Here is a 21,079-nt window from a genome sequence, read left to right as displayed (position 1 = left end):
GTGATGCTCGCGGGATGACCCTCACGGTGCCCGACGCCCTCGTCCCGCTCGCGCTGCGGCTCGCGCGAGCGAACCGCACGTTCGTGACCGAGGAGGGGGCCCGGCGGCGGATCCGCGAGGCGGAGCTGCGTCCCGCGCCGTACGGGCCGCCGGCGCGGCTGGCGTCCGGGATCCGCGTGGACGTCGAGCACGTCGACGGGTGGCCCGTGTACACGCTGGTTCCGCGGGGCCGCGTGGTCGGAGGGACGGTGTACGCGCACGGCGGCGGCTGGGTCAACGAGATCCACCCGCAGCACTGGCGGCTCGCGGCCCGCATCGCGGCGGAGGCGTCGATCGCCGTCACGCTGCCGATCTACCCGCTGGTGCCGTTCGGCACCGCTCTCGAAGCGCTCGACGGCGTTCTCGCCCTGGTGCGCAGGAGCCTGGAGCGCCACGGACCGACCTGCCTCGCGGGCGACTCCGCCGGCGGGCAGATCGCGCTGTCGACGGCGCTGGCGCTCCGCGACGAGGGCGTGGTGCTGCCGCGCACCGTGCTGATCTCGCCGGCGCTCGACCTCTCGTGGAGCAACCCGCGCATCCCGGAGGTGCAGCCGACCGATCCGTGGCTCGGCACCCCCGGCGGCCGCGTGCTCGCGGAGCACTGGCGCGGGGAGCTCGACCTGCTCGATCCGGCGGTGAGCCCGCTGTTCGGGGAGTACGCCGGACTTGGGCCGCTGACCGTGTTCACCGGCACCCGCGACGTGCTGAACCCCGACGTGCACCTGCTGGCGGCGAAGGCCGCGGCGGCCTGCGTGCCGTTCGAGCTGCACGAGGCCGTCGGGCAGCTCCACGTCTACCCGCTGGTGCCCACCCGCGCGGGCCGCGGCTCGGCGCACGACGTGATCGAGGCCCTGAGCCGCGCAGTGCGCGGGGCCGACCTGCAGAAGTGAGGCATCAGCGGATCGACGCGGTGCGCGCCTCCGCAGCGAGCACGTCACCGAGCGGGCGCGGTGGCCGCGGTGTGATCGCGCGGGCTCTGCGGTGCGGCGAGACCTCGCCACAGCACTGCGTGGGAGGCGTGCTTCTCGACCAGGCCGGGAAGTGCGGGAAGCCCGCCCTCGCCCCGGCGGAGGATGTCGTCGAGAGACGCGACCGCGTCGAGCACTGAGCGCGGATCGAACTGGCCGGCGAGGCGCTTCGCCTTCGCGCGGACGTTGTTGGGTGTGGGGCCCGCATCGATGAGCGAGTGGTTCCAGAGGCGACTGTGATGGGCGCATCTGTTGCGCAGGTAGACCAGAGCTCTCACGCGGGAGGCGAAGCCGGACCGGGCCGCGCCGAGACGCGCTGCCACTGCTGCGGACAGCGCTCCTCCGTCACCGCGCTCGATGCACTTCGACAACGTGCCGAACGACCAGGCCTCCACAGCCGACCACACCGTCAGCTCGTCGAACCGCGTGGCTCCGGTGGAGTCCGTGTACCGCAGGATGTGCCGCTCCCTGCTCCGCTCGATGTCCCTCAGGCACGACTCGGCAGTCGGCTGTGCGCTCGGCGCGTCCGTGTAGAAGGCCGTCTCGAGGTAGGTGCGGTACGGACCGTGGATCTCGGCGATCGCCTGAGCAGTCCGGCTCCTCAGGAGCAACTCGGCACGAGCCAGCGGGCCCGTGAGCGTCTCGCGGAGGAGTGCGTCCGCGTCGTAGACCGCCCTGACCGCCTCGAACGTGCTCCCCTCTTCGAAGCGGTCGTCTCCGCGGTGGGGTGCGCGCTGGAAGTACCGGAGGTATCCGGAGAACCGGTAGTAGCCCTGCACGTCGAGGAAGCGGGCGCAGGCGTCCGGATCGGCGATCTCGAGACCGCGGTCGAGGAGGAGGCGCACCAGCTGCGGGGTGGAGAGACCGGGCTTGAGGCCCACGTCGGCCTCCTCGGGACAAAGAAAAGGCCCCTCCCATGTGAGCATCGTGGAGAGGCTTGGGAGGGGGTCGATCGACTCCACAGTAGCAGCGACGTGAGAGCCGGGGCGGGATGGCGCGGGACGTCGCGCGGTGCGCCAGCCCGGGCTGCAGAAGTAAGGCTGAGCGTCGCGGTTCCGCGCCGATCCGCGCCATCCGGCCGCTCAGCCTTGGTTCTGCGTCCCCTCAGATCCCGCTTGCTGGTCGAGTAGCCCCGGAGGGGCGTATCGAGACCCGCGTTCGCCGGGGGTACGGGTGACGGGGATCTCGAGACGCCCGCTGCGCGGGCTACTCGATCAGCAGGGGAGGCGGGGCGTCAGGCGCCCCAGCTGGACTGGGTGCCGCCGACGCGCTCGGCGGCGAGCTGCTCGGCGCGGCCCGATGCGGCGTACTCGCGCATCGGGTCCGCGGGCAGGCCGCGGGTCTCGCGCCAGGCGGCGAGAGCCGGGCGCACGTCCGAGTAGAAGGCGTCCATCAGGATCCCGTTCGCGCCGAGCACGTCGCCCGCGAGCTGCGCCTTCTCGAGCTCCGCGCGGTCGACGAGCAGCGCGCGCGCCGTCATCTCCTGCACGTTCAGCACCGAGCGGATCTGGCCGGGGATCTTGTCCTCGACGTTGTGGCACTGGTCGAGCATGAACGCGACGGGCGAGTCGGGGCCGTAGCCGCCTCCGCGCACCACCTCGAAGAGGATCCGGAACAGCTGGAACGGGTCGGCGGCTCCGACGATCAGGTCGTCGTCGGCGTAGAAGCGCGAGTTGAAGTCGAACGAGCCGAGCTTCCCGAGGCGCAGCAGCTGGGCGACGATGAACTCGATGTTGGTGCCCGGGGCGTGGTGGCCGGTGTCGAGGCAGACCAGTGCGCGGTCACCCAGCGCGGCCACATGCGCGTACGAGGTGCCCCAGTCCGGCACATCCATGTGGTAGAACGCGGGCTCGAAGAACTTGTACTCGAGCACCATCCGCTGCTCGGCGCCCAGGCGCTCGTAGATGGTCGCGAGGGAGTCGGCGAGACGGTCCTGGCGGCCGCGGATGTCCTGCTGGCCGGGGTAGTTCGAGCCGTCGGCGAGCCAGATCTTGAGGTCGCGCGAGCCGGTCGCGTCCATGATGTCGATGCAGGCGAGGTGGTGGTCGATCGCCTTCTGGCGGATCACCGGGTCGGAGTGCGTGAGCGAGCCGAACTTGTAGTCGTCGTCCTGGAAGGTGTTGGAGTTGATGGTGCCCAGCGCCACGCCCTTCGACGCGGCGTAGTCGCCGAGCGCCGAGTAGTCGTCCACCTTGTCCCACGGGATGTGCAGCGCGACGGTCGGCGCCAGTCCGGTGAGCTCGTTGACGGTCGCCGCGTCCGAGATCTTCTCCTCGATGGTGCGGGGCGTGCCGGGAGTGGCGAACACCTTGAAGCGGGTGCCGGCGTTGCCGAAGGCCCACGAGGGCAGTTCGATCGCCTGCTGCTCGAGCTGGCTGAGGACGTCGGGGGTGAGTTCGGTCACGAGGCGTGTCCTTCTGCGAGAGGGGTGGGAGCGGCGTCGAGCGCCGCGAGCTGGTCCTCCAGGTGGAAGACCTCGGTCAGGGGGAGGAAGCCCTCGTCCGGCGCGCCGTCGAGGTCGACGAAGAACTCGCCCATCTCGGCCTGCCAGCGGGCGTTGACCTCGGTGCGGGCCATGGCGGCCTGCGCGTCGACGATCGAGGGCGTCTCGACGTAGCCGATGAGCAGCCCGTCCTCGCGGACGAAGAGCGAGTAGTTGTTCCAGCCGGTGGCCTTCAGGGCCCTCAGCATGTCGGGCCACACGGCCGCGTGGCGCTCCTTGTACTCCTCGAGGCGGTCGGGCTTCACCTGGAGCTGGAAGCAGACCCGGGTGAGGGGGACGTCACTCGGCATCGAGCGGCTCCTTCGTTCGGAGGGGTGTGTGAATCGTTTCACACGAGTGCCCGCCGAGCGTATCGCGAGGCCGCGGGGCGTGTCAAAGAGCGCGGACCGAGCGTGATCGGGACTCGATCCATCGGAAAGCATTGCCATCTGCTGCCGCCCGTGTATAAAGTCACGACCACAGACAGCACGTTCACCCGCTACTGAATAGGTATTCAAATGCTCGAAGCCGACACCGGTCAGCTCGCTCGATGGCGAGAGCTGACCTCCGAACTGGCACAGGCGCCGGCCGACGTCCGCGACCGCCTCCTCGACGAGCGCGCGCGGCACACCCGCCGCGACATCGTCCGCATGATCGACACCGCCGGCCTCGGCCACATCGGCGGCGACTTCTCGGTCACCGACATCCTCACGACGCTGTTCAACTCGACGCTCCGCATCGACCCGTCCGACCCCGCGAAGCCCGGTCGCGACCGCTTCATCCTCAGCAAGGGCCACTGCGCCGCGGCGCTCTACGCGACTCTCGCGAGCTGCGGCTACTTCTCCCCGAGCGAGCTCACGACGTTCATGGCCCCGCTCTCGGCCCTCAACGGCCACCCCAACCGCAACAAGGTCCCCGGAGTCGAGACCAACACGGGTCCGCTCGGTCACGGTCTGCCCGTCGCCGTCGGCCAGGCCCTCGCGGCCAAGCTCAGTGAGGACGGCTCCCGCGTCTTCGCCGTCATGGGCGACGGCGAGATGCAGGAGGGCAGCAACTGGGAGGCCCTCATGACGGCCGCCCACTACGGCCTCGACAACCTCACCGCGATCGTCGACCGCAACCGCCTCCAGCAGGGCGCCCGCACCGAGGACACCTCCTCGCTCGACCCGCTGGACGAGAAGCTCCTCGCCTTCGGCTTCGAGCTGCGCATCATCGACGGCCACGACTGGGGCCAGCTCCTCGAGGCCTTCGGGCCCTCGACCACCGGCAAGCCGGTCGCGGTCATCGCGAACACCATCAAGGGCAAGGGCGTCTCCTTCATCGAGGACCGCGTCGAATGGCATCACAAAGTCCCGTCGGCCGAGCAGGTCGTCCTGGCACTGGAGGAACTCGCATGAGCAGGGAGACGACCACCGTGTCGACCGTCGCCGCCTACGACAACAGGGTCGCGTTCGCGGAGGAGCTCATCGAGCTCGCCCGCACCGACGAGCGCATCGTCGCCGTCTGCAACGACTCCGTCGGCTCCTCGAACCTCGGGGCGTTCAAGACCGAGTTCCCCGACCGGCTGATCAACGTCGGCATCGCCGAGCAGGCCCTCGTCGGCGTCGGCGCCGGTCTCGCGAGCGCGGGCTACATCCCCTTCGTCTGCGCGGCCAGCCCGTTCCTCACCGGCCGCTCGCTCGAGCAGGTCAAGGCCGACGTCGCCTACAGCCAGCACAAGGTGATCCTCTGCGGCATGTCGCCGGGCATGGCCTACGGCGAGCTCGGCCCGACCCACCACTCGGTCGAGGACCTCAGCTGGCTCCGCGCGCTGCCGGGACTGGACATCATCGTCCCGGCCGACCGCCACCAGACCCGTCTCGCCGTGCGCCAGGCCGTCGCCGACCCGCGCCCCACCTTCCTCCGCATCGGCCGGCACAAGGTGCCCGACGTGTCCACTCCGGAGTCGACGCTCGAGCGCGGCCGCTTCCAGACGGTCCGCGAGGGCACGGACGTCACGATCATCGCGACCGGCACGCTCGTGTCGCGGGCGGTCCAGGCGGCCGAGCTGCTCGACGGCCAGGGGTTCTCGACCCGCGTGCTGAACGCCTCCTACATCGCGCCCTTCGACGTCGAGGCCGTCACGGCCGCGGCGAACGAGACCCGCGCGATCGTCACGGCGGAGGAGGCGAACATCGCCGGCGGCCTCGGTGCCGGAGTCGCGTCGATCGTGTCGCAGCTCGGCGGCGGTGCCCGCGTCCCGCTCCGGATCCTCGGACTCACCGAGTTCGCGCCCACGGGCGACACCGAGTTCCTGCTCGAGCACTTCGGGCTGAGCGTCGAGGGCATCGCGCGCGCCGCGCGGGAAGCCGTGAGCAATGGCTGACTCCCTTCGCGACGACGCCGTCGTCGTCGCGGTCGATCAGGGCACGAGCTCGACGAAGTCCGTCGCCGTCGACGCTGCCGGCGCGATCATCGCGTCGGCCGCCGTCGAGCTCCGCCAGCTCCACCCCGCCGCAGGCTGGGTGGAGCAGGACGCCGAGGAGATCCTCCGCAGCGTCACGAGCACCCTCGAGACGCTCGCGGGCACGCTCGGCGACCGGATCGTGTCGGTCGGGCTCGCGAACCAGCGCGAGTCCGCGGTCGTCTGGGACCGCGTCACGGGCGAGGCCCTCGGCCCCGTCCTGGGCTGGCAGGACCGGCGCACGCTCGCCCGGGCGGAGGAGCTGCTCGCGGCCGGGAACGGCCCGTGGGTGCGCCGCGTCTCGGGCCTCCCGCTGGATCCCATGTTCTCGGCACTCAAGTTCGAGTGGCTGCTCGACGCGGTCGACCCCGACCGCAGCCTCAGCACCGCCGGCCGCCTCGCGCTGGGCACGGTCGACTCCTGGCTGATCGCCCGGCTCACGGGCGAGCACCGGATCGAGGCGGGCAACGCGAGCCGCACCCAGCTGCTCGACGTCCGCACGGTCGACTGGGACGACGACCTGCTCGCCCTGTTCCGGATCCCGCGGGCCGCGCTGCCGCGCCTCGCCGCGTCGGACGAGCCGACCGCTCCGATGGTCGGCGTGGCGGGCCTCGCCCCGGGCGTGCGCATCGACGCCGTGCTCGGAGACTCGCACGCGGCGCTCTTCGCCCACGGCGTCCGCGAGCCCGGCTCGGTGAAGGCGACCTACGGCACCGGCTCCTCGATCATGGGGATCTCGGCCGACGGCGACCTCGGCGACTCCGACACCCTCGCCCGCACCATCGCGTGGGCGGTCGGCGACCCCGCGACCGGGGCCGTGCGGGCGTTCGAGGGCAACGTGCTCTCGACCGGAGCGACCGTGCTGTGGCTCTCGCGCCTGCTCGGCCGCAGCGCCGACGAGCTCGACCAGCTGGCCAGGACGGTCGACGACGCGCACGGCGTCGCCCTCGTCCCGGCCTTCGCGGGCCTCGGCGCGCCCTGGTGGGACGCGGCGGCCACCGCGGTCCTCACCGGATTCGACCTCGGCACCACTCCGGCGCACCTCGCCCGGGCGGCCTTCGAGTCGATCGTCCTGCAGATCGACGACGTGCTGCGCGCCGCCGAGGCGCTCACCGGACGGCCGATCGACACGATCCTCGCCGACGGCGGCCCCTCGCGGAACGACTGGCTCATGCAGCAGCAGGCCGACCTCGGCGGGCGCACCGTCGCCCGGTCCACCGTCGCCGAGCTGTCGGCACTCGGAGTCGCGCACCTCGCCGGCCTCTCGATCGGACTCTGGACCCCCGCCCGGCTCGAGAGCGTGCGCCCGGCGCGGTTCTCGTTCACCGGCTCCGCGGATCCGCTGCCCGCCGAGCGCCGCCGGGCCCGCTGGCTCGAGGCGGTCGCCCGGGCCCGCCACCAGCCGACCGTGTCCGCCGAGCACCGCGAGCACTCGCTGCTCTAGCCCGCACCACTCTTCTTCTCCCCGCATGCAAAGGAGCACGCCATGACCGACACGGTCGCCTCACCGATCTACCTCGACCACTTCACCGGTCGGGTCGCCGCCGTCACGGGTTCCGGACGCGGCATCGGCCTCGCCCTCGCCCGCGCCTTCGCCGAGTCCGGCGCCTCCGTTCTGCTGATCGACCGCGACGCGGTCGTCGAGCAGGCCGCGCAGGAGCTGCGCGAGGCCGGGTACGACGCGCACGGAGTCGTCGCCGACGTCACCGACGAGGAGGCGGTGCGCGCGGTGTTCGCCGACGCCGCCGAGCGCTGGGGCCGCCTCGACGTCCTCGTCAACAACGCCGGCATCATCACCATCTCGGACCTCGACGACCTGAGCCTGGCCGACTTCCAGCGGGTGCTGACCGTCAACACGACGGCGATGTTCCTCTGCTGCCGCGAGGCCGCTCCGCTGCTGCGCAAGAGCGAGCACGCGGTGATCCTCAACGCCGCGTCGGGCCAGGCGCGGCAGGGCTTCATCTTCACTCCGCACTACGCGGCCAGCAAGTTCGGAGTGATCGGGCTCACCCAGTCGCTCGCGAAGGAGCTCGCCAAGGACGGGGTCCGGGTCAACGCCTACTGCCCCGGCATCGTCAAGACCGACATGTGGGACTACAACGACCGCGAGTGGGGCCGCCGGCTGGGCGACTACGCGCCGGGCGAGCTGATCCAGGAGTGGATCGACGACATCCCGCTCAAGCGCCCCGCCGAGGCCGCCGACGTCGCGAACCTGCTGCTCTTCCTCGCCTCCGACGCCGCCTCGTACATCACCGGCCAGACCGTCAACATCGACGGCGGCATGTTCATGAACTGACCCGTCCCGCCCCCTCCCTCCTTCTCTCCTCTCATCCAACGGAGCATGCAATGTCAATCCAGACCCCACTGCTGAAGGACCCGGTGATCACCCCGACAGGGCGACGGCCGGTCTCCTCCTACTTCGGCGGGAGCGCCGGGAGCTTCATCGGCCTCATCGCCCTGTTCATCGTCCTGTCGATCGTGGCGCCCAACTTCTTCACCGCCCGCAATCTCGTCAACGTGGTCGACCAGGTCACGGTGCTGGGCATCCTCGCCATCGGCGCGACGCTCGTCATCATCACCGGAGGCATCGACCTCTCGGTCGGCGCGATCCTGGGCCTGTCGACGATGGTGCTCGGCTGGCTCTCGCACGACGGCGGCTGGCCGCTGCCGCTGGCGATGCTCGCCGCGATCGCCGTGGGCGGCCTCGCCGGAGCGCTGAACGGCCTCGGGATCACGATCGCCAAGCTCCCGCCGTTCATCGCCACGCTCGCGATGATGTCGATCGCGCGGGGCCTGGCGAACATGATCACCGACGGCCAGCAGATCGTCGGCTACCCGGAGTGGTTCTTCAACCTCTCGGCGAACCGCTTCCTGGGCTTCTTCTCGGTCACGATCATGGTCGTCATCGCGCTGTACATCGCGGCGTGGGCCTACCTGAAGTACCGCGTCGGCGGCCGGTCGGTGTTCGCGATCGGAGGCGGCCCCGAGGTCTCGCGCCTCGCCGGCATCCCCGTGAAGCGGGTCACGACCTGGGTGTACGTCGCGGCGGGCGCGCTCGCCGGAGTCGGCGGCATCGTCCTCGCGACGCGCCTCGACTCCTCCCAGCCCACCGCGGGCACCGGCTACGAGCTCGACGTCATCGCGGCGGTCGTCATCGGCGGCGCGAGCCTCACCGGCGGCGTCGGCCGGATCACCGGCACCGTGATCGGCGTCCTGATCATCGGATTCCTCCGCAACGGCCTGAACCTCATCGGCGTCTCGCCGTTCCTCCAGCAGATCGTCATCGGCCTCGTGATCGCGATCGCGGTCATGGCCGACGTCCTGCGCCGCAAGCGCGCCTAGCGCTCGCTCCTCCCTCCCACCCACCCCTCCCGGGGCGACCAGAGTCGGTCGCCCTCACCCCACCAAGGAGAACCATGTTCCGCAAGATCACCGCGGGCGCCGTGACGCTCGTCGCCGCAGCCGCCCTGCTCACCGGCTGCGCCTCGACCGCAGGCGGCGGCGAGGACGGCGAGAAGACCGTCGGCCTGGCCGTCGCGAACCTCCAGGCCGACTTCTTCAACCAGATCCGCCAGTCGGTCGAGGCCGAGGCCGAGGCGCAGGGCGTCAAGGTCATCGTCTCGGACGCCAAGGGCGACTCCGACACCCAGGTCAGCCAGATCCAGGACTTCATCACCCAGGGCGTCAGCGCGATCATCTACATCCCGGCCGGAGCGACCGCCGCGACCGTCCCCGTCCGCGCGGCGAACTCGGCCGGCATCCCGATCGTCACCGTCGACCGCAACCCGGAGGGGTCGCCCGGCGACACCTTCATCGCGACCGACAGCGTCGCCGCGGCCGAGGCGCTCGGCGACTGGGTCGTCGAGCAGACCGGCGGAGAGGCCAACATCGGCGTCATCCAGGGCCAGGTCGGCACGACTCCCGAGCTCGCGCGCGACGAGGGCTTCACCACGGCCATCGAGAAGGCGCCCGGGATGAAGGAGGTCGCCCGCCAGGCGTCGCTCCAGTGGGCGCAGGACGAGGGCTACGACATCGCCACCGACATGCTGCAGTCGAACCCCGACATCACGGTCTTCTTCGGCCGGGCCGACGCGCTCGCGCTCGGCGCCTCCGCCGCCGCCCGTGCCGCGGGACGCGACGACATCCTCGTCGTCGGCTTCGACGGTGACAAGGCGGGCCTGGAGGCCGTGAAGGACGGCACCCTCGGCGCCACCATCACCCAGCCCACCCAGGGCATGGGCAAGCTCGCCCTCGAGTCGGCTCTCGAGCTGGCCGACGGCGGAGAGGTGCCCGCCGAGCAGCTGCAGGAGGGCGTCCTGACCACGAAGGACAACGTCGAGCCCTTCATCACCACCCACCCGTAACCACCACCGGCGGGCGGCGCCCACCCGGCGCCGCCCGCCTCCCCCCTTCCTCCCGCCGACATCGAAGGAGATGCACCATGGAGCAGCAGACCTCGCCGCGCTCGACCGAGCCGGGGCTCGTCGTCACCGGAGCGACCAAGATCTACCCCGGGACGACCGCCCTGGACGGGGTCGACCTCGAGATCCGGCCGGGAGAGGTCGTCGCGCTCCTGGGCGAGAACGGCGCGGGCAAGTCCACGCTCTCCTCGATCATCGCGGGCGTCACGGCGCCGACGAGCGGATCGATGACCTGGCGCGGCGAGCCGTACTCGCCGTCGAGCCCCGCCGACGCGATCGCCGTCGGCATCGGGCTGATCCACCAGGAGACCCGGCTGCTCGGAGATCTGACCGTCGCCGAGAACGTGGTCATCGGCCGCTGGCCCGGCAGGGCCGGCTTCGTGAACGCGAAGGCCATGCGCGAGCAGGCCGAGGTGCACCTGCGCCGCCTGGGCTTCCAGGGCCGGATGGACCAGCTCGTGCGCGAGCTCAGCGTCGCCGGCGCGCAGCAGGTCGAGATCGCCAAGGCGCTGATGCTGAACGCGCGCCTGCTCATCCTCGACGAGCCGACCGCCGCGCTCGGCCAGGCCGAGACGGACGCGCTGTTCGAGACCGTCCGCTCGCTCCGCGCCGAGGGCGTCTCGTTCGTCTACGTCAGCCACCGCCTCGCCGAGATCGCGCAGATCGCCGACCGCATCGTCGTGCTGCGCGACGGCCGCAAGATCGCCGAGCACGAGGACGGCCGCATCCACCCCGACCAGCTCGTCGAGCAGATGGTCGGCCGCTCGGTCGAGCGCCTGTTCCCCGAGATCGCGGCGCCCCGTCCCCGGGTGGTCCTCGGCATCGACGGGCTCACCGGCAGCAACGGCCGCTTCGAGGACGTCAGCTTCGAGGTCCGCGAGGGCGAGGTGTTCGGCATCGCCGGCATCGTCGGCGCCGGTCGCACCGAGCTGGTCCGCGCGATCGGAGGCGCCGACGGCGTCTCGGCGGGCACCATCACGATCCAGGGCAGGAACCTGCGCCCGCACCGCCCAAGCGACGCGATCCGCGAGGGCATCGTCCTCATCCCGGAGGACCGCAAGCAGCAGGGCCTCGTGCTCGAGCAGAGCATCACCGAGAACATCACCCTCCCCAACCTCGACAAGGTGAAGGACGGCGGCGGCTGGGTCTCCCCGAAGCGGATGCTCGCCATGGCGAGCGCCATCTCGCAGAAGATGGGAGTGAAGGGCCAGCTCGGCCAGGCCGCGTCGTCGATGTCCGGCGGCAACCAGCAGAAGGTCGTCATCGGCAAGTGGCTGGAGCGCAGCCCCAAGGTCGTGATCCTCGACGAGCCGACCCGCGGCATCGACGTCGGCGCGCGGGCCTCGATCTACGAGATCATCCGCGACCTCGCCGAGGGCGGCACGGCCGTCATCGTCGTCAGCTCCGACCTCGACGAGGTCCTCGGCCTCGCCCACCGCGTCATGGTCCTCGCCCGGGGCCGCAACCAGGGCATCCTCGACGGCGACTCCGCCTCGGCCGCCGCGGTCATGTCGCTCGCCACCGTCTGAACCCGTCCACCACCCCGATCAGGAGCATCATGCCCACTCTCTCCTTCCGCCTCGACGGCGACGTCGCCCTCGTCACCGGAGGCGCCAGCGGCATCGGCCGCGCCATCGCGCTCGGGATCGCCGAGAGCGGCGGCGCGGTCGGCCTCGTCGACCTGCCCCGCGCCGACTTCTCGGCCTCCGTCGCCGACATCGAGGCCGCCGGAGGGCGCGCCCTCGCCGTGCCGGCCGACGTCACCGACCCGGAGTCGATGGCCGCCGCGGTCGCCACGATCCAGTCCGAGCTGGGCCCGCTGACCCTCGCGGTCAACGCCGCGGGCATCGCCAATGCCGCTCCCGCCGAGGAGATGGAGCTGGACGTCTGGAAGCGGCTCTACGACGTCGACGTCACCGGCGTCTTCGTCTCGAGCCAGGCCGAGGCGCGCGCCATGCTCGAGAACGGGCGCGGCTCCATCGTCAACATCGCCTCGATGTCGGGCAGCATCGCGAACCGCGGACTGATGCAGGCGCACTACAACAGCGCGAAGGCCGCGGTCATCCACCTCTCGAAGTCGCTCGCGGCCGAGTGGGCGACCCGCGGCGTGCGGGTGAACTCGCTGAGCCCCGGCTACACGATGACGCCGATGAACTCCCGCCCCGAGGTGGCCGACCAGGTCGCCGTCTTCGCCACGGAGACGCCGATGCAGCGCACCGCGGAGCCGTTCGAGATGGCGGGGCCCGCGGTGTTCCTCCTGTCGCCGGCCGCGTCGTTCGTGACCGGCCACGACCTCCTCGCCGACGGCGGATTCACGATCTGGTGAGCGGGGCGCCGCCGGGTCCCGACGGTGTCCGAGCAGCGCTCAGACCTCGGGCTCGGCGGCGAGCCTCCGCGCCGTGTCGACGTCCGTGATCATCACGTCGATCCAGCGGCCGCGCAGCGCCGCGCGCACCGCCTCGTACTTGCGGGCGCCGCCGGCGATGCCCACCCGCCGCGGCACCGCGCGCATCGCGGCCGCGTCGATGCCGACCGTCCGCTCCGAGAAGCCCGTCTCGATCAGGCGGCCCTGCGCGTCGAAGAAGTGCAGGCAGATGTCGCCCACGGCGCCCGCCTCGCTGAGCGCGTCGATCTCGGTCGCCGAGATCGCGTTGCCCGAGTCCTTCAGCATGGGGGAGGGGGCGACGCTGCCGATGCCGGCGATCAGCACCGTCAGGCGCGACCACTCGTCCAGCACCTCGCGGGCGAACTGGTCCTCGAGGATCGCGTCGCGCGCGCCTCGGCTGGCGACGATGCCGGGCGCCGAGAAGAAGACCGGGGAGGCGCCGGTGACGGCCGCCATCCGCTCGACCAGGTGCGTGGCCTTCATCTGCACCGACGCGGTGCCCAGCCCGCCGAGCACCTGCACGATCACGTCGGCGGTGCTGACCGTGCGCGGCGCCATCTTGTCGACGGTCGCGAGCAGGGTCGAGGACCACGACGAGATCCCGACCCGGTCGTGGCCGGTCAGCGTCGTCTCGAAGTAGGCCGCGCCCGCCCCGCTGAGCGCGGCGAGGATCGAGTACTCATCGTCGCTGCTCGTGTCGGCGACGACCACGTCGGCGAGGCCGAAGCGGTCGCGCACCGTGTCCTCCAGCTCGGAGTGCACGCCGGCGGGCGGCACCACGATCGTGCGCACGATGCCGAGGGCGACCGCCTCCTTCAGCAGCCGCGAGACGCGCGACTGCGAGACGTGCAGGCGCGTCGCGATCTCGGGCTGGCGCAGCCCGTCCTCGTGGTACAGCCGGGCGACCTTGGTCACCAGCGAGAGCCGGTCGATCGAGAGCCGGCTCGGCGACACCGGCCCCGGCCTACTCATCGGCGCCGTCCGCGTCGAGCGCGTCCCTGCTCCCGCCGCGCTCGCGGAGGAACGCCTGCAGCAGCTCGATCGAGGTGACGAGGACGTCCTCGCGCTCGCCGATCTCGAGCAGCCGCGGCAGTCGCGCCATCTCGCCGTCGTCGTCCACGATCTCGGCGATGCCCGCGACGGGGTGCAGCCCCGCGAGCAGGAGCAGGTCGACGGCGGCCTCGGTGTGCCCGTCGCGCTCGAGCACCCCTCCGTCGACGGCACGCAGCGGCAGGATGTGGCCCGGCCGGGTGAGGGCGGTGGGAGCGGCGTCGGGGTCGGCGAGGACCCGGAGGGTGTGCGCGCGGTCGGCCGCGCTGATCCCGGTGCTCAGCCGGTCGGCCGCGTCGACCGTGACGGTGTACGCGGTGCCGCGCGGATCCTGGTTGACGGCGATCATCGGCGGGAGGTCGAGCCGGTCGGCGATCGCGTTCGTCAGCGGCGCGCAGAGGAACCCGGAGCTGTTGCGCACCGTCCACGCGATCGTCGCGGCGCTCGCGGTCTGCGCGGCCAGGACCACGTCGCCCTCGTTCTCGCGGTCCTCGTCGTCGACGACGATGACGGGGCGGCCCTTCCGGAGGGCGGCGACGGTGTCGGGGATGCTGGCGAGGGCCATGCCGTGCTCCAATGATCGAGTCAGGGCACAGCCTAGGGACTAGGCATTCACCCGTGCACGTCCAGTCCCGGAGATGACGACCCGAGCGCCGGTGCCATACTTCCGGGACCGCCGCCCGCCGCGCGGCCCGACCCCAGGAGGCGCCGTGCCGTCCGTGAGCGTCCGCGACGTCGCCGCCCGAGCAGGCGTCTCCGTCGGCACCGTCTCGAACGTGCTCAACCGGCCCGAGCGGGTCGGCGCCGAGTCGGTCCGCCGCGTGCAGGAGGCGATCGCCGAGCTGGGCTTCGTCCGCAACGACGCCGCGCGGCAGCTCCGCGCCGGTCGCAGCCGCAGCATCGGGCTCGTCGTCCTCGACGCCGGCAACCCCTTCTTCTCGGACCTCGCCCGCGGCGCCGAGGCGCGCGCGGCCGAGTCCGGCCTGGCCGTGCTGCTCGGCAACACCGACGACGACGCCCGACGCGAAGCCGCCTACCTCGACCTCTTCGAGGAGCAGCGCGTGGGCGGCGTCCTCATCTCACCGCTGGGGGAGGACTCGACGCGCCTGGACCGCCTCCGCTCGCACGGGATCCCCTGCGTGCTCGTCGACCGCCACTCGCTCGACCCGGCGCTCTCGTCGGTCGCCGTCGACGACGTGGCGGGCGGGCGCCTGGCCGTGGAGCACCTCCTGAGCCTCGGGCGCCGGCGCCTGGCCGTGGTGGGCGGTCCGGAGTCGATCCGCCAGGTCGCCGACCGGCTCGCGGGGGCGCGCGCGGCCGTGCGCGAGGTCGACGGAGCCTCGCTCGAGGAGATCGCGACCGACTCGCTGTCGGTGCTCGCCGGGCGCGGGGCGGGGCGCGCTCTCGCGGCGCGCGACGCCTCCGATCGCCCCGATGCCGTGTTCTGCGCGAACGACCTCCTCGCGGTCGGGGTGCTGCAGGCCCTGATGCTGCTGGGCGACGTCCGCGTGCCCGAGGACATCGCCCTCATCGGCTACGACGACATCGCGTTCGCGACGGCGACGGTCGTGCCGCTGTCGAGCATCCGCCAGCCGAGCGCCCTGATCGGCGCGACGGCGGTCGACCTGCTGCTCGACACCGAGCCGCGCCAGGTGCTGTTCCAGCCCGAGCTGGTCGTGCGCGCGTCGACGGCGGGCTGAGCTCTGCGGAGCGGATCCGGGCGACCCGGCCCGCGGGCCTGCGTGTCCTGCTAGCGTTTCCTGGGCCGCGTCCAAGAAACCCGGCACTCCCGACCCCTCCACGAAAGACGTCATGCGCCGCTCTCTGATCCTCCCCGCCGCGCTCGCCGCCGGCGCCCTCCTGCTCAGCGGCTGCACCGCCGAGTCCGACGCAGGAGGCGACTCCGCGACCCCCGTCGCCGACGGAGTCCTCACCTACGCGTCCGGCGACGCCGAACCCACCTGCCTCGACCCGCACGTCGGAGGCAACTACCCGCAGGCGCTGCTCGCGACGCAGGTGCTCGAGTCGCTCGTCTCGCGCGAGGCCGACGGCACGATCACGCCGTGGCTCGCGGAGTCGTGGACCGTCTCGGACGATGCGCTCAGCTACGACTTCACGCTGCGCGAGGGCGTCGAGTTCACCGACGGCACTCCGCTGGACGCGGAGGCGGTCGCCGCGAACATCGCGCACCTCCAGGACCCGGCCACCAAGTCCTCGACCGGCTACCTCGCCGTCGCCAAGGTCGAGTCGGTCACCGCCGTCTCGCCGACCGTCGCGCGCTTCACGCTCAGCGCCCCCGACAGCGCGCTGCTCGAGTCGCTCGCCCAGCCGTGGACGGCGATCCAGTCGCCCACCGGCATCGCGCGCGGCGAGGCCGCCAACTGCGAGGCGCCCGTCGGCACCGGTCCCTTCACGGTGACGGAGTGGGTCAAGCAGGACCACGTGACTCTCACCCGCAACGACGCCTACGACGCCTCGTTCGGCCCGACCGGCGACGGTCACGAGGGCCCCGCGTACCTCTCCAGCATCGAGTGGCGCTTCCTGCCCGACTCGGCCACCCGCTACGCGGCGCTGCAGGCGGGCGAGGTCGACGTGATCGACAACGCGCAGCCCGACACGCTGCAGGCCGCCACCGAGGCCTCCGACCTCGTCGAGCTCGACGCCCCGCGCCCCGGCTCGGTCAACCGCCTGGAGCTCAACGGCGGCCAGTCGCCGTTCGACGACGCGGGTGTGCGCGAGGCGTTCATCCGCGCCGTCGGCGTGAACGACGCGATCGACTCCCTCTTCTTCGGCACCGCAGAGCGCTCCTACTCGCCGCTGTCGAGCAGCGAGGCGACCGCCTACTCCGACGCCTCGCTCTTCGAGGACGCCGGCTCCGACGACGAGGTCGCCGCGGCTGAGGAGCTCCTCGAGACCGCGGGCTGGACCGACTCCGACGGCGACGGCATCCGCGAGAAGGACGGGCAGCCGCTCACGCTCCGCTTCCCGGTCAGCACGAACCAGTCGATCCCGGCCGAGCAGTCGCTCTTCGAGCAGATCCAGGCCTCGGCGAAGGCCGTCGGCTTCGACGTCGAGATCAGCCTGCTGGACCTCTCGAGCTGGTACGCGGCCCTCGCGGCGAACGAGTACGAGCTGGTCAGCGCGCCCTACACGAAGGTCGGGCCCGACGTCCTGCGGATCCTCTACTCCTCCTCGGGCATCACCCCCGCGCCCAGCGGCTACTTCGCCAACCACGCGCAGATCGCCGACCCCGCGCTCGACGCACTGCTCGAGCAGGCGAGCGCGACGACGGATGCGGACGAGCGCGCCGACCTGTACCGCCAGGCGCAGGAGATCGTGCTGTCCGGGTACTGGATCCTGCCGCTCTACGACCAGCAGAACCACTACCTGCTCCGCTCGTCGGTGCTGGGCGTGGAGGCGCTGGCCACGGTCTCGACTCCGTGGTTCGCAGACGCGTCGGTCTGATCCTCTCGCTGATCGAGCGGCCTCCCCCTTGCTGATCGAGTAGCCCGCGCAGCGGGCCGCCGCCCTGCTGATCGAGTAGCCCCGCAGGGGCGTATCGAGATCCACGTCCTCCCGAACGCCGGGTGATCGCGGATCTCGATACGTCGGCTGCGCCGACTACTCGATCAACAGGGTGCGCTCCGTGTCCGGTCAGCACGAGGCATCCTGGTCCTGTGACCCCCCTTCGGAAGGAGCACCCCGCATGATCCGCCGCGTCCTCCTCCGCCTGGGCGGCGCCGTCGTCGTGCTCTGGGCCGTCGCGACCGCCGTCTTCTTCCTCATCCGCCTGATCCCCGGCGACCCCGCGCAAGCGATCCTCGGCGGACCCGGTTCGCAGGCGTCCGCCGAGGCGCTCGCCGCGGTCCGGGAGGAGTACGGACTCGACCAGCCCCTCCTCCTGCAGTACCTCACCCAGCTCGGCCGGCTCGCGCAGGGCGACCTCGGCACCTCCTACTCCCTGCGCGTCCCCGTCGTCGAGCTGCTCGGGCAGCAGCTGCCGGGCACCCTGCTGCTGGCCGTCCTCGCTCTCGCGCTCGCGTGGATCCTCGCCCTCGCGACCGCGCTCTGGTCGACCCGCGGCGGCCGCATCGCCGCGGCGCTCGGCGCCGGTCTCGAGCTGACCGCCGCGGCCCTCCCGCACTTCTGGCTGGCCACCGTCCTCATCGCCGTCTTCGCGACGACCCTGCGCTGGCTGCCCCCGGTCAGCACCGGAGCGCCGAACGGACTCGTGCTGCCCGCGCTCACCCTCGCGATCCCGCTGGCCGGCTTCCTCGGCCAGGTGATGCGCCGCTCCCTCCTCGACGCCCTCGACTCGCCCTTCGTGCTCGCCGCCCGTGCGCGCGGCGAGAGCGAGCTGGGGCTCCGACTCCGCCACGCCCTGCGCCACGCCGTGCTCCCGGGCATCGCGCTCTCGGGCTGGGCGTTCGGCTACCTGATCGGCGGAGCGGTCGTCGTCGAGACGATCTTCGCGCGGCCGGGCCTGGGCCGGACCCTGCTGTCGGCGGTGACCGTGCGCGACGTGCCGGTCGTGACCGGCGTCGTCCTGGTCACCGCCCTCGCCTACATCCTCGTGACGTTCGCGACCGATCTCGTGGCGCGCCTCGTCGATCCGCGGCTTGCTCCCGCCCGCGTCGTTCCCGCCGTCGCGGAGCCGGCCGCATGAGCGAGCTCGAGCTGCGCACCTCCGCCGCCCCCGCGCGCCGACGAGGCCGGCGCCTGCGTCTCGGCGAGATCGTCGCGCTCGCCTTCGTCCTGCTGCTGCTCCTCGCCGCGCTCGCCCCGGGGCTCCTCGCCCCCTCGGACCCCCTCGCGATCGCCCCGACCGAGGCGTTCTCGCCCCCGTCCGCGGCTCACCTGCTCGGCACCGACGAGTCCGGCCGCGACGTCCTCAGCCGCGTCATCGCGGGCGCCGGGGCGTCGCTCCTGATCGGGGTGAGCGCGACCGCCATCGGCCTGGCGCTCGGCGCCGTGCTCGGCGTGATCGCCGCGTTCGGCGGGCGCGTGGTCGACGGCGTGATCGGCCGCGTGCTCGAGGTGCTGTTCGCGTTCCCCGCCCTGCTGCTGGCGCTGCTCGTCATCGTCGTGACGGGCCCCGGAGTGGTCCCCGCCACCGTCGCGGTCGGCCTCTCGACCGCGCCCGGCTACGCCCGCATCCTGCGCACGCAGCTGCTCGGCATCCGCGACTCCGGCTACGTCGAGGCCGCGCGCGTCCTGGGTCACGGCCCGATCCGCATCCTGCTCCGGCACGTTCTGCCCAACACCTTCGCGCCCCTCGCGGTGCTCGCGACGCTGGGCGTGGGTCAGGCGATCGTCTGGGCGTCGGCGCTCAGCTACCTCGGCCTCGGCGCCGAGCCGCCGGCTCCGGAGTGGGGCGCGATGCTCTCGGCCGGCCGTACCTACCTCGCGAGCGCGTGGTGGCTGACAGTGTTCCCGGGACTGGTGATCGTGCTGACCACGATCGCCACGACCGTGCTCGGCGGTCGGCTGCGGGGGGCGCGATGAGCGCCGTCGTCGTCGAGGACCTGCGCGTCGCGTTCGACGGCGTCGAGGTCGTGCACGGGGTGTCGTTCCGCGTCGAGCCGGGCGAGTGCGTGGCGATCGTGGGCGAGTCGGGCTCGGGCAAGAGCGTCACGGCGCGGGCGCTGCTGGGGTTGAGCGGAGGCGCGGTGACCGGCAGCATCCGCGTCGGCGGGGCCGAGGTGGTCGGCGCCGGCGAGCGGACGCTGAGGGGACTCCGCGGGGCGGGCGTCGGCTTCGTGCCGCAGGACGCGCTGCTCTCGCTCGACCCGCTGCGCCCCATCGGTCGCGAGATCGGCGACGCGTGGCGCCTGCACGGCCGCCTCCCCGCGGCCGAGCGGGCGCGTCGGGCGGCGGCGGCGCTGACCAGCGTCGGCATGCCCGAGGCGGCCGAGCGGATGCGCGACCGCGCGGGCGAGCTCTCGGGCGGACTCCGTCAGCGGGCGCTGCTGGCCTCCGCGATCGCCCTCGATCCTCCGCTGCTCGTCGCCGACGAGCCCACCACCGCGCTCGACGTGACGGTGCAGGCGCGCGTGCTCGAGCTGTTCGCCGAGCAGAAGGCGCGCGGACGCGCCCTGCTGCTGGTGTCGCACGACCTCGCGGTGGTCGCGGGGCTCGCCGACCGCATCCTGGTGCTCGCCGACGGCCGCGTGGTCGAGGACGGACCGGCCGCCGACGTCCTCCGCGCCCCGTCGAGCCCCGAGGCGCGCGCCTTGGTCGCCGCCGTGCCCGCCGGGCGGCCCCGCGGCACCCGCCTGTCGTCCGCCGGCGCCGAGGTCCTGCCTCCGCCGGCCCCGGGCGACCTGGTGCTGCGGGCGTCGGGGCTGCGCACCAACTTCGCGCGCCCGGGTGGAGGCGTGCGGGTCGCCGTCGACGGCGTCGACCTCGAGCTGCGGCGCGGCGAGACCCTGGGGGTCGTCGGCGAGTCCGGCTCGGGCAAGAGCACGGTGGCGCGGCTGCTGCTGGCGCTGCGGCGACCGGAGGAGGGGAGCGTCGAGTTCCTCGGCCGCCCGTGGTCGTCGGCGAGCGAGCGCGAGCGCCGCCCGCTCCGCCCGCGGATCGGAGCCGTCTACCAGGACAGCCTGTCGTCGTTCGACCCGCGCTGGAGCGTCGGCCGCCTGCTGCGCGACGCGGGTTCCGGCGACGTCGGCGAGCTCCTGGGGCGCGTGGGCCTCGCTCCGGCGCTGGCGCAGCGCTCGCCGCGGACCCTCTCGGGCGGGCAGCGTCAGCGGGTGTCGATCGCGCGCGCCCTGGCCACGCGCCCCGACGTGCTGATCTGCGACGAGCCGGTGTCGGCGCTCGACGTCTCGGTGCAGGCGCAGATCCTCGACCTGCTCGACGACCTGCAACGCAGGCACGGGCTGGCGCTGCTGCTGATCTCGCACGATCTCGGGGTGATCGCGCACATGAGCGACCGGATCGCGGTGATGCGCGAGGGGCGCGTGGTGGAGTCGGGGGAGGCCGCGGCGGTGCTGCGGGCGCCGGCGTCGGAGTACACGCGGCGGCTGCTGGCCGACGCTCCGCGGCTCGACCGGCGCTGAATCCGCGGGCCGCTGGGCCGGGCGTCCTCGAGTGGGCGCGGACCGGGGTGTGCTGCTCGGTCAGGCCCCGTCCCGGGTCCACTCGCGGACATCCGCGTCGACGAGTGGGCGCGGACCGGGCCGCGCGGCTTACTCAGAGCCCGTTCCGAGTCCTCTCGCGAGTGTCCGCGTCGAAGACTGGGCGCGGAGCGGGGTGTGCCGCCTGTCCGGGCCCCGTTCCGGGTCCACT

18 protein-coding genes and 1 pseudogene are annotated in these 21,079 nt (G+C 72.6%); 14 read left to right on the top strand and 5 right to left on the bottom strand.

What is annotated here, in order from left to right:
- Positions 1-14 precede the first annotated feature (14 nt).
- Positions 15-929: an alpha/beta hydrolase fold domain-containing protein gene (locus C1I63_RS02450; RefSeq protein ID WP_107573633.1), complete on the top strand. Its 915-nt coding sequence runs from the start codon at positions 15-17 to the stop codon at positions 927-929.
- A gap of 44 nt (positions 930-973) precedes the next feature.
- On the opposite strand, the gene C1I63_RS02445 is transcribed toward C1I63_RS02450, so the two are convergent.
- The 3 genes from C1I63_RS02445 to C1I63_RS02435 form a co-directional block, all read right to left on the bottom strand.
- The gene (locus C1I63_RS02445) at positions 974-1,933 is read right to left on the bottom strand and encodes an Abi family protein (RefSeq protein ID WP_107573632.1); all 960 of its coding nucleotides are present in this window, start codon (positions 1,931-1,933) and stop codon (positions 974-976) included.
- 308 nt (positions 1,934-2,241) lie between these two features.
- Positions 2,242-3,411, bottom strand: coding sequence for an L-rhamnose isomerase (gene rhaI, locus C1I63_RS02440; RefSeq protein ID WP_077222065.1), 1,170 nt, complete (start codon positions 3,409-3,411; stop codon positions 2,242-2,244).
- The gene (locus C1I63_RS02435) at positions 3,408-3,800 is read right to left on the bottom strand and encodes an L-rhamnose mutarotase (protein WP_107573631.1); all 393 of its coding nucleotides are present in this window, start codon (positions 3,798-3,800) and stop codon (positions 3,408-3,410) included. Before C1I63_RS02435 ends, rhaI begins: the two co-directional genes overlap by 4 nt.
- 207 nt (positions 3,801-4,007) lie before the next feature.
- Here C1I63_RS02435 and C1I63_RS02430 point away from each other — a divergent pair, with 207 nt between their 5' ends.
- From C1I63_RS02430 to C1I63_RS02395, 8 genes are all read left to right on the top strand, one after another.
- Positions 4,008-4,886, top strand: coding sequence for a transketolase (locus C1I63_RS02430; protein ID WP_107573630.1), 879 nt, complete (start codon positions 4,008-4,010; stop codon positions 4,884-4,886).
- Positions 4,883-5,854 (top strand): transketolase family protein, encoded by a 972-nt coding sequence (locus tag C1I63_RS02425; RefSeq protein ID WP_107573629.1) that lies wholly within the window; start codon positions 4,883-4,885, stop codon positions 5,852-5,854. Before C1I63_RS02430 ends, C1I63_RS02425 begins: the two co-directional genes overlap by 4 nt.
- Positions 5,847-7,376 carry an FGGY-family carbohydrate kinase gene (locus C1I63_RS02420; RefSeq protein ID WP_107573628.1) on the top strand — a complete coding sequence of 510 codons (1,530 nt, stop codon included), beginning with the start codon at positions 5,847-5,849 and terminating at the stop codon, positions 7,374-7,376. The genes C1I63_RS02425 and C1I63_RS02420 overlap by 8 nt, the downstream gene beginning before the upstream one ends.
- Positions 7,377-7,418: 42 nt before the next feature.
- Positions 7,419-8,228, top strand: a complete 810-nt coding sequence (locus C1I63_RS02415; RefSeq protein ID WP_107573627.1) for an SDR family NAD(P)-dependent oxidoreductase — start codon at positions 7,419-7,421, stop codon at positions 8,226-8,228.
- Positions 8,229-8,278: 50 nt separating this feature from the next.
- Positions 8,279-9,274 (top strand): ABC transporter permease, encoded by a 996-nt coding sequence (locus C1I63_RS02410; RefSeq protein WP_055789685.1) that lies wholly within the window; start codon positions 8,279-8,281, stop codon positions 9,272-9,274.
- Between the two features lie 74 nt (positions 9,275-9,348).
- Complete coding sequence (locus tag C1I63_RS02405) at positions 9,349-10,296, top strand: substrate-binding domain-containing protein (RefSeq protein ID WP_055789689.1); 948 nt, start codon at positions 9,349-9,351, stop codon at positions 10,294-10,296.
- Positions 10,297-10,373: 77 nt separating this feature from the next.
- Positions 10,374-11,882, top strand: a complete 1,509-nt coding sequence (locus C1I63_RS02400) for a sugar ABC transporter ATP-binding protein (protein ID WP_056868633.1) — start codon at positions 10,374-10,376, stop codon at positions 11,880-11,882.
- 29 nt (positions 11,883-11,911) lie between these two features.
- Positions 11,912-12,679 carry an SDR family oxidoreductase gene (locus C1I63_RS02395; RefSeq protein WP_055789696.1) on the top strand — a complete coding sequence of 256 codons (768 nt, stop codon included), beginning with the start codon at positions 11,912-11,914 and terminating at the stop codon, positions 12,677-12,679.
- 39 nt (positions 12,680-12,718) lie between these two features.
- Here C1I63_RS02395 and C1I63_RS02390 read toward each other — a convergent pair whose 3' ends face one another.
- The gene (locus C1I63_RS02390) at positions 12,719-13,711 is read right to left on the bottom strand and encodes a sugar-binding transcriptional regulator (protein WP_055789699.1); all 993 of its coding nucleotides are present in this window, start codon (positions 13,709-13,711) and stop codon (positions 12,719-12,721) included.
- A gap of 40 nt (positions 13,712-13,751) precedes the next feature.
- Positions 13,752-14,354, bottom strand: a pseudogene (gene ribB / locus C1I63_RS02385) (3,4-dihydroxy-2-butanone-4-phosphate synthase); the annotation flags it as partial.
- Positions 14,355-14,499: 145 nt separating this feature from the next.
- Between ribB and C1I63_RS02380 the strand changes: the two are divergent.
- The 5 genes from C1I63_RS02380 to C1I63_RS02360 all read left to right on the top strand — a co-directional run bounded on the left by C1I63_RS02380 (position 14,500) and on the right by C1I63_RS02360 (position 20,850).
- A complete protein-coding gene (locus C1I63_RS02380; protein WP_244906956.1) occupies positions 14,500-15,489 on the top strand; it encodes a LacI family DNA-binding transcriptional regulator in 990 nt (329 codons plus the stop codon).
- Positions 15,490-15,601: 112 nt separating this feature from the next.
- A complete protein-coding gene (locus tag C1I63_RS02375) occupies positions 15,602-17,254 on the top strand; it encodes an ABC transporter substrate-binding protein (protein ID WP_107573625.1) in 1,653 nt (550 codons plus the stop codon).
- Between the two features lie 241 nt (positions 17,255-17,495).
- Complete coding sequence (locus C1I63_RS02370; protein WP_107573624.1) at positions 17,496-18,455, top strand: ABC transporter permease; 960 nt, start codon at positions 17,496-17,498, stop codon at positions 18,453-18,455.
- Complete coding sequence (locus C1I63_RS02365) at positions 18,452-19,294, top strand: ABC transporter permease (RefSeq protein ID WP_107573623.1); 843 nt, start codon at positions 18,452-18,454, stop codon at positions 19,292-19,294. The genes C1I63_RS02370 and C1I63_RS02365 overlap by 4 nt, the downstream gene beginning before the upstream one ends.
- Positions 19,291-20,850: an ATP-binding cassette domain-containing protein gene (locus C1I63_RS02360; RefSeq protein WP_107573622.1), complete on the top strand. Its 1,560-nt coding sequence runs from the start codon at positions 19,291-19,293 to the stop codon at positions 20,848-20,850. The genes C1I63_RS02365 and C1I63_RS02360 overlap by 4 nt, the downstream gene beginning before the upstream one ends.
- The last annotated feature ends 229 nt before the right edge of the window (positions 20,851-21,079 follow it).

Origin of the sequence: Rathayibacter caricis DSM 15933 (assembly GCF_003044275.1) — a bacterium.
Classification (GTDB): Bacteria; Actinomycetota; Actinomycetes; order Actinomycetales; family Microbacteriaceae; genus Rathayibacter; species Rathayibacter caricis.
Note: the sequence above shows the minus strand (reverse complement) of the source record. Positions and strands in the feature narration are given on the sequence as shown.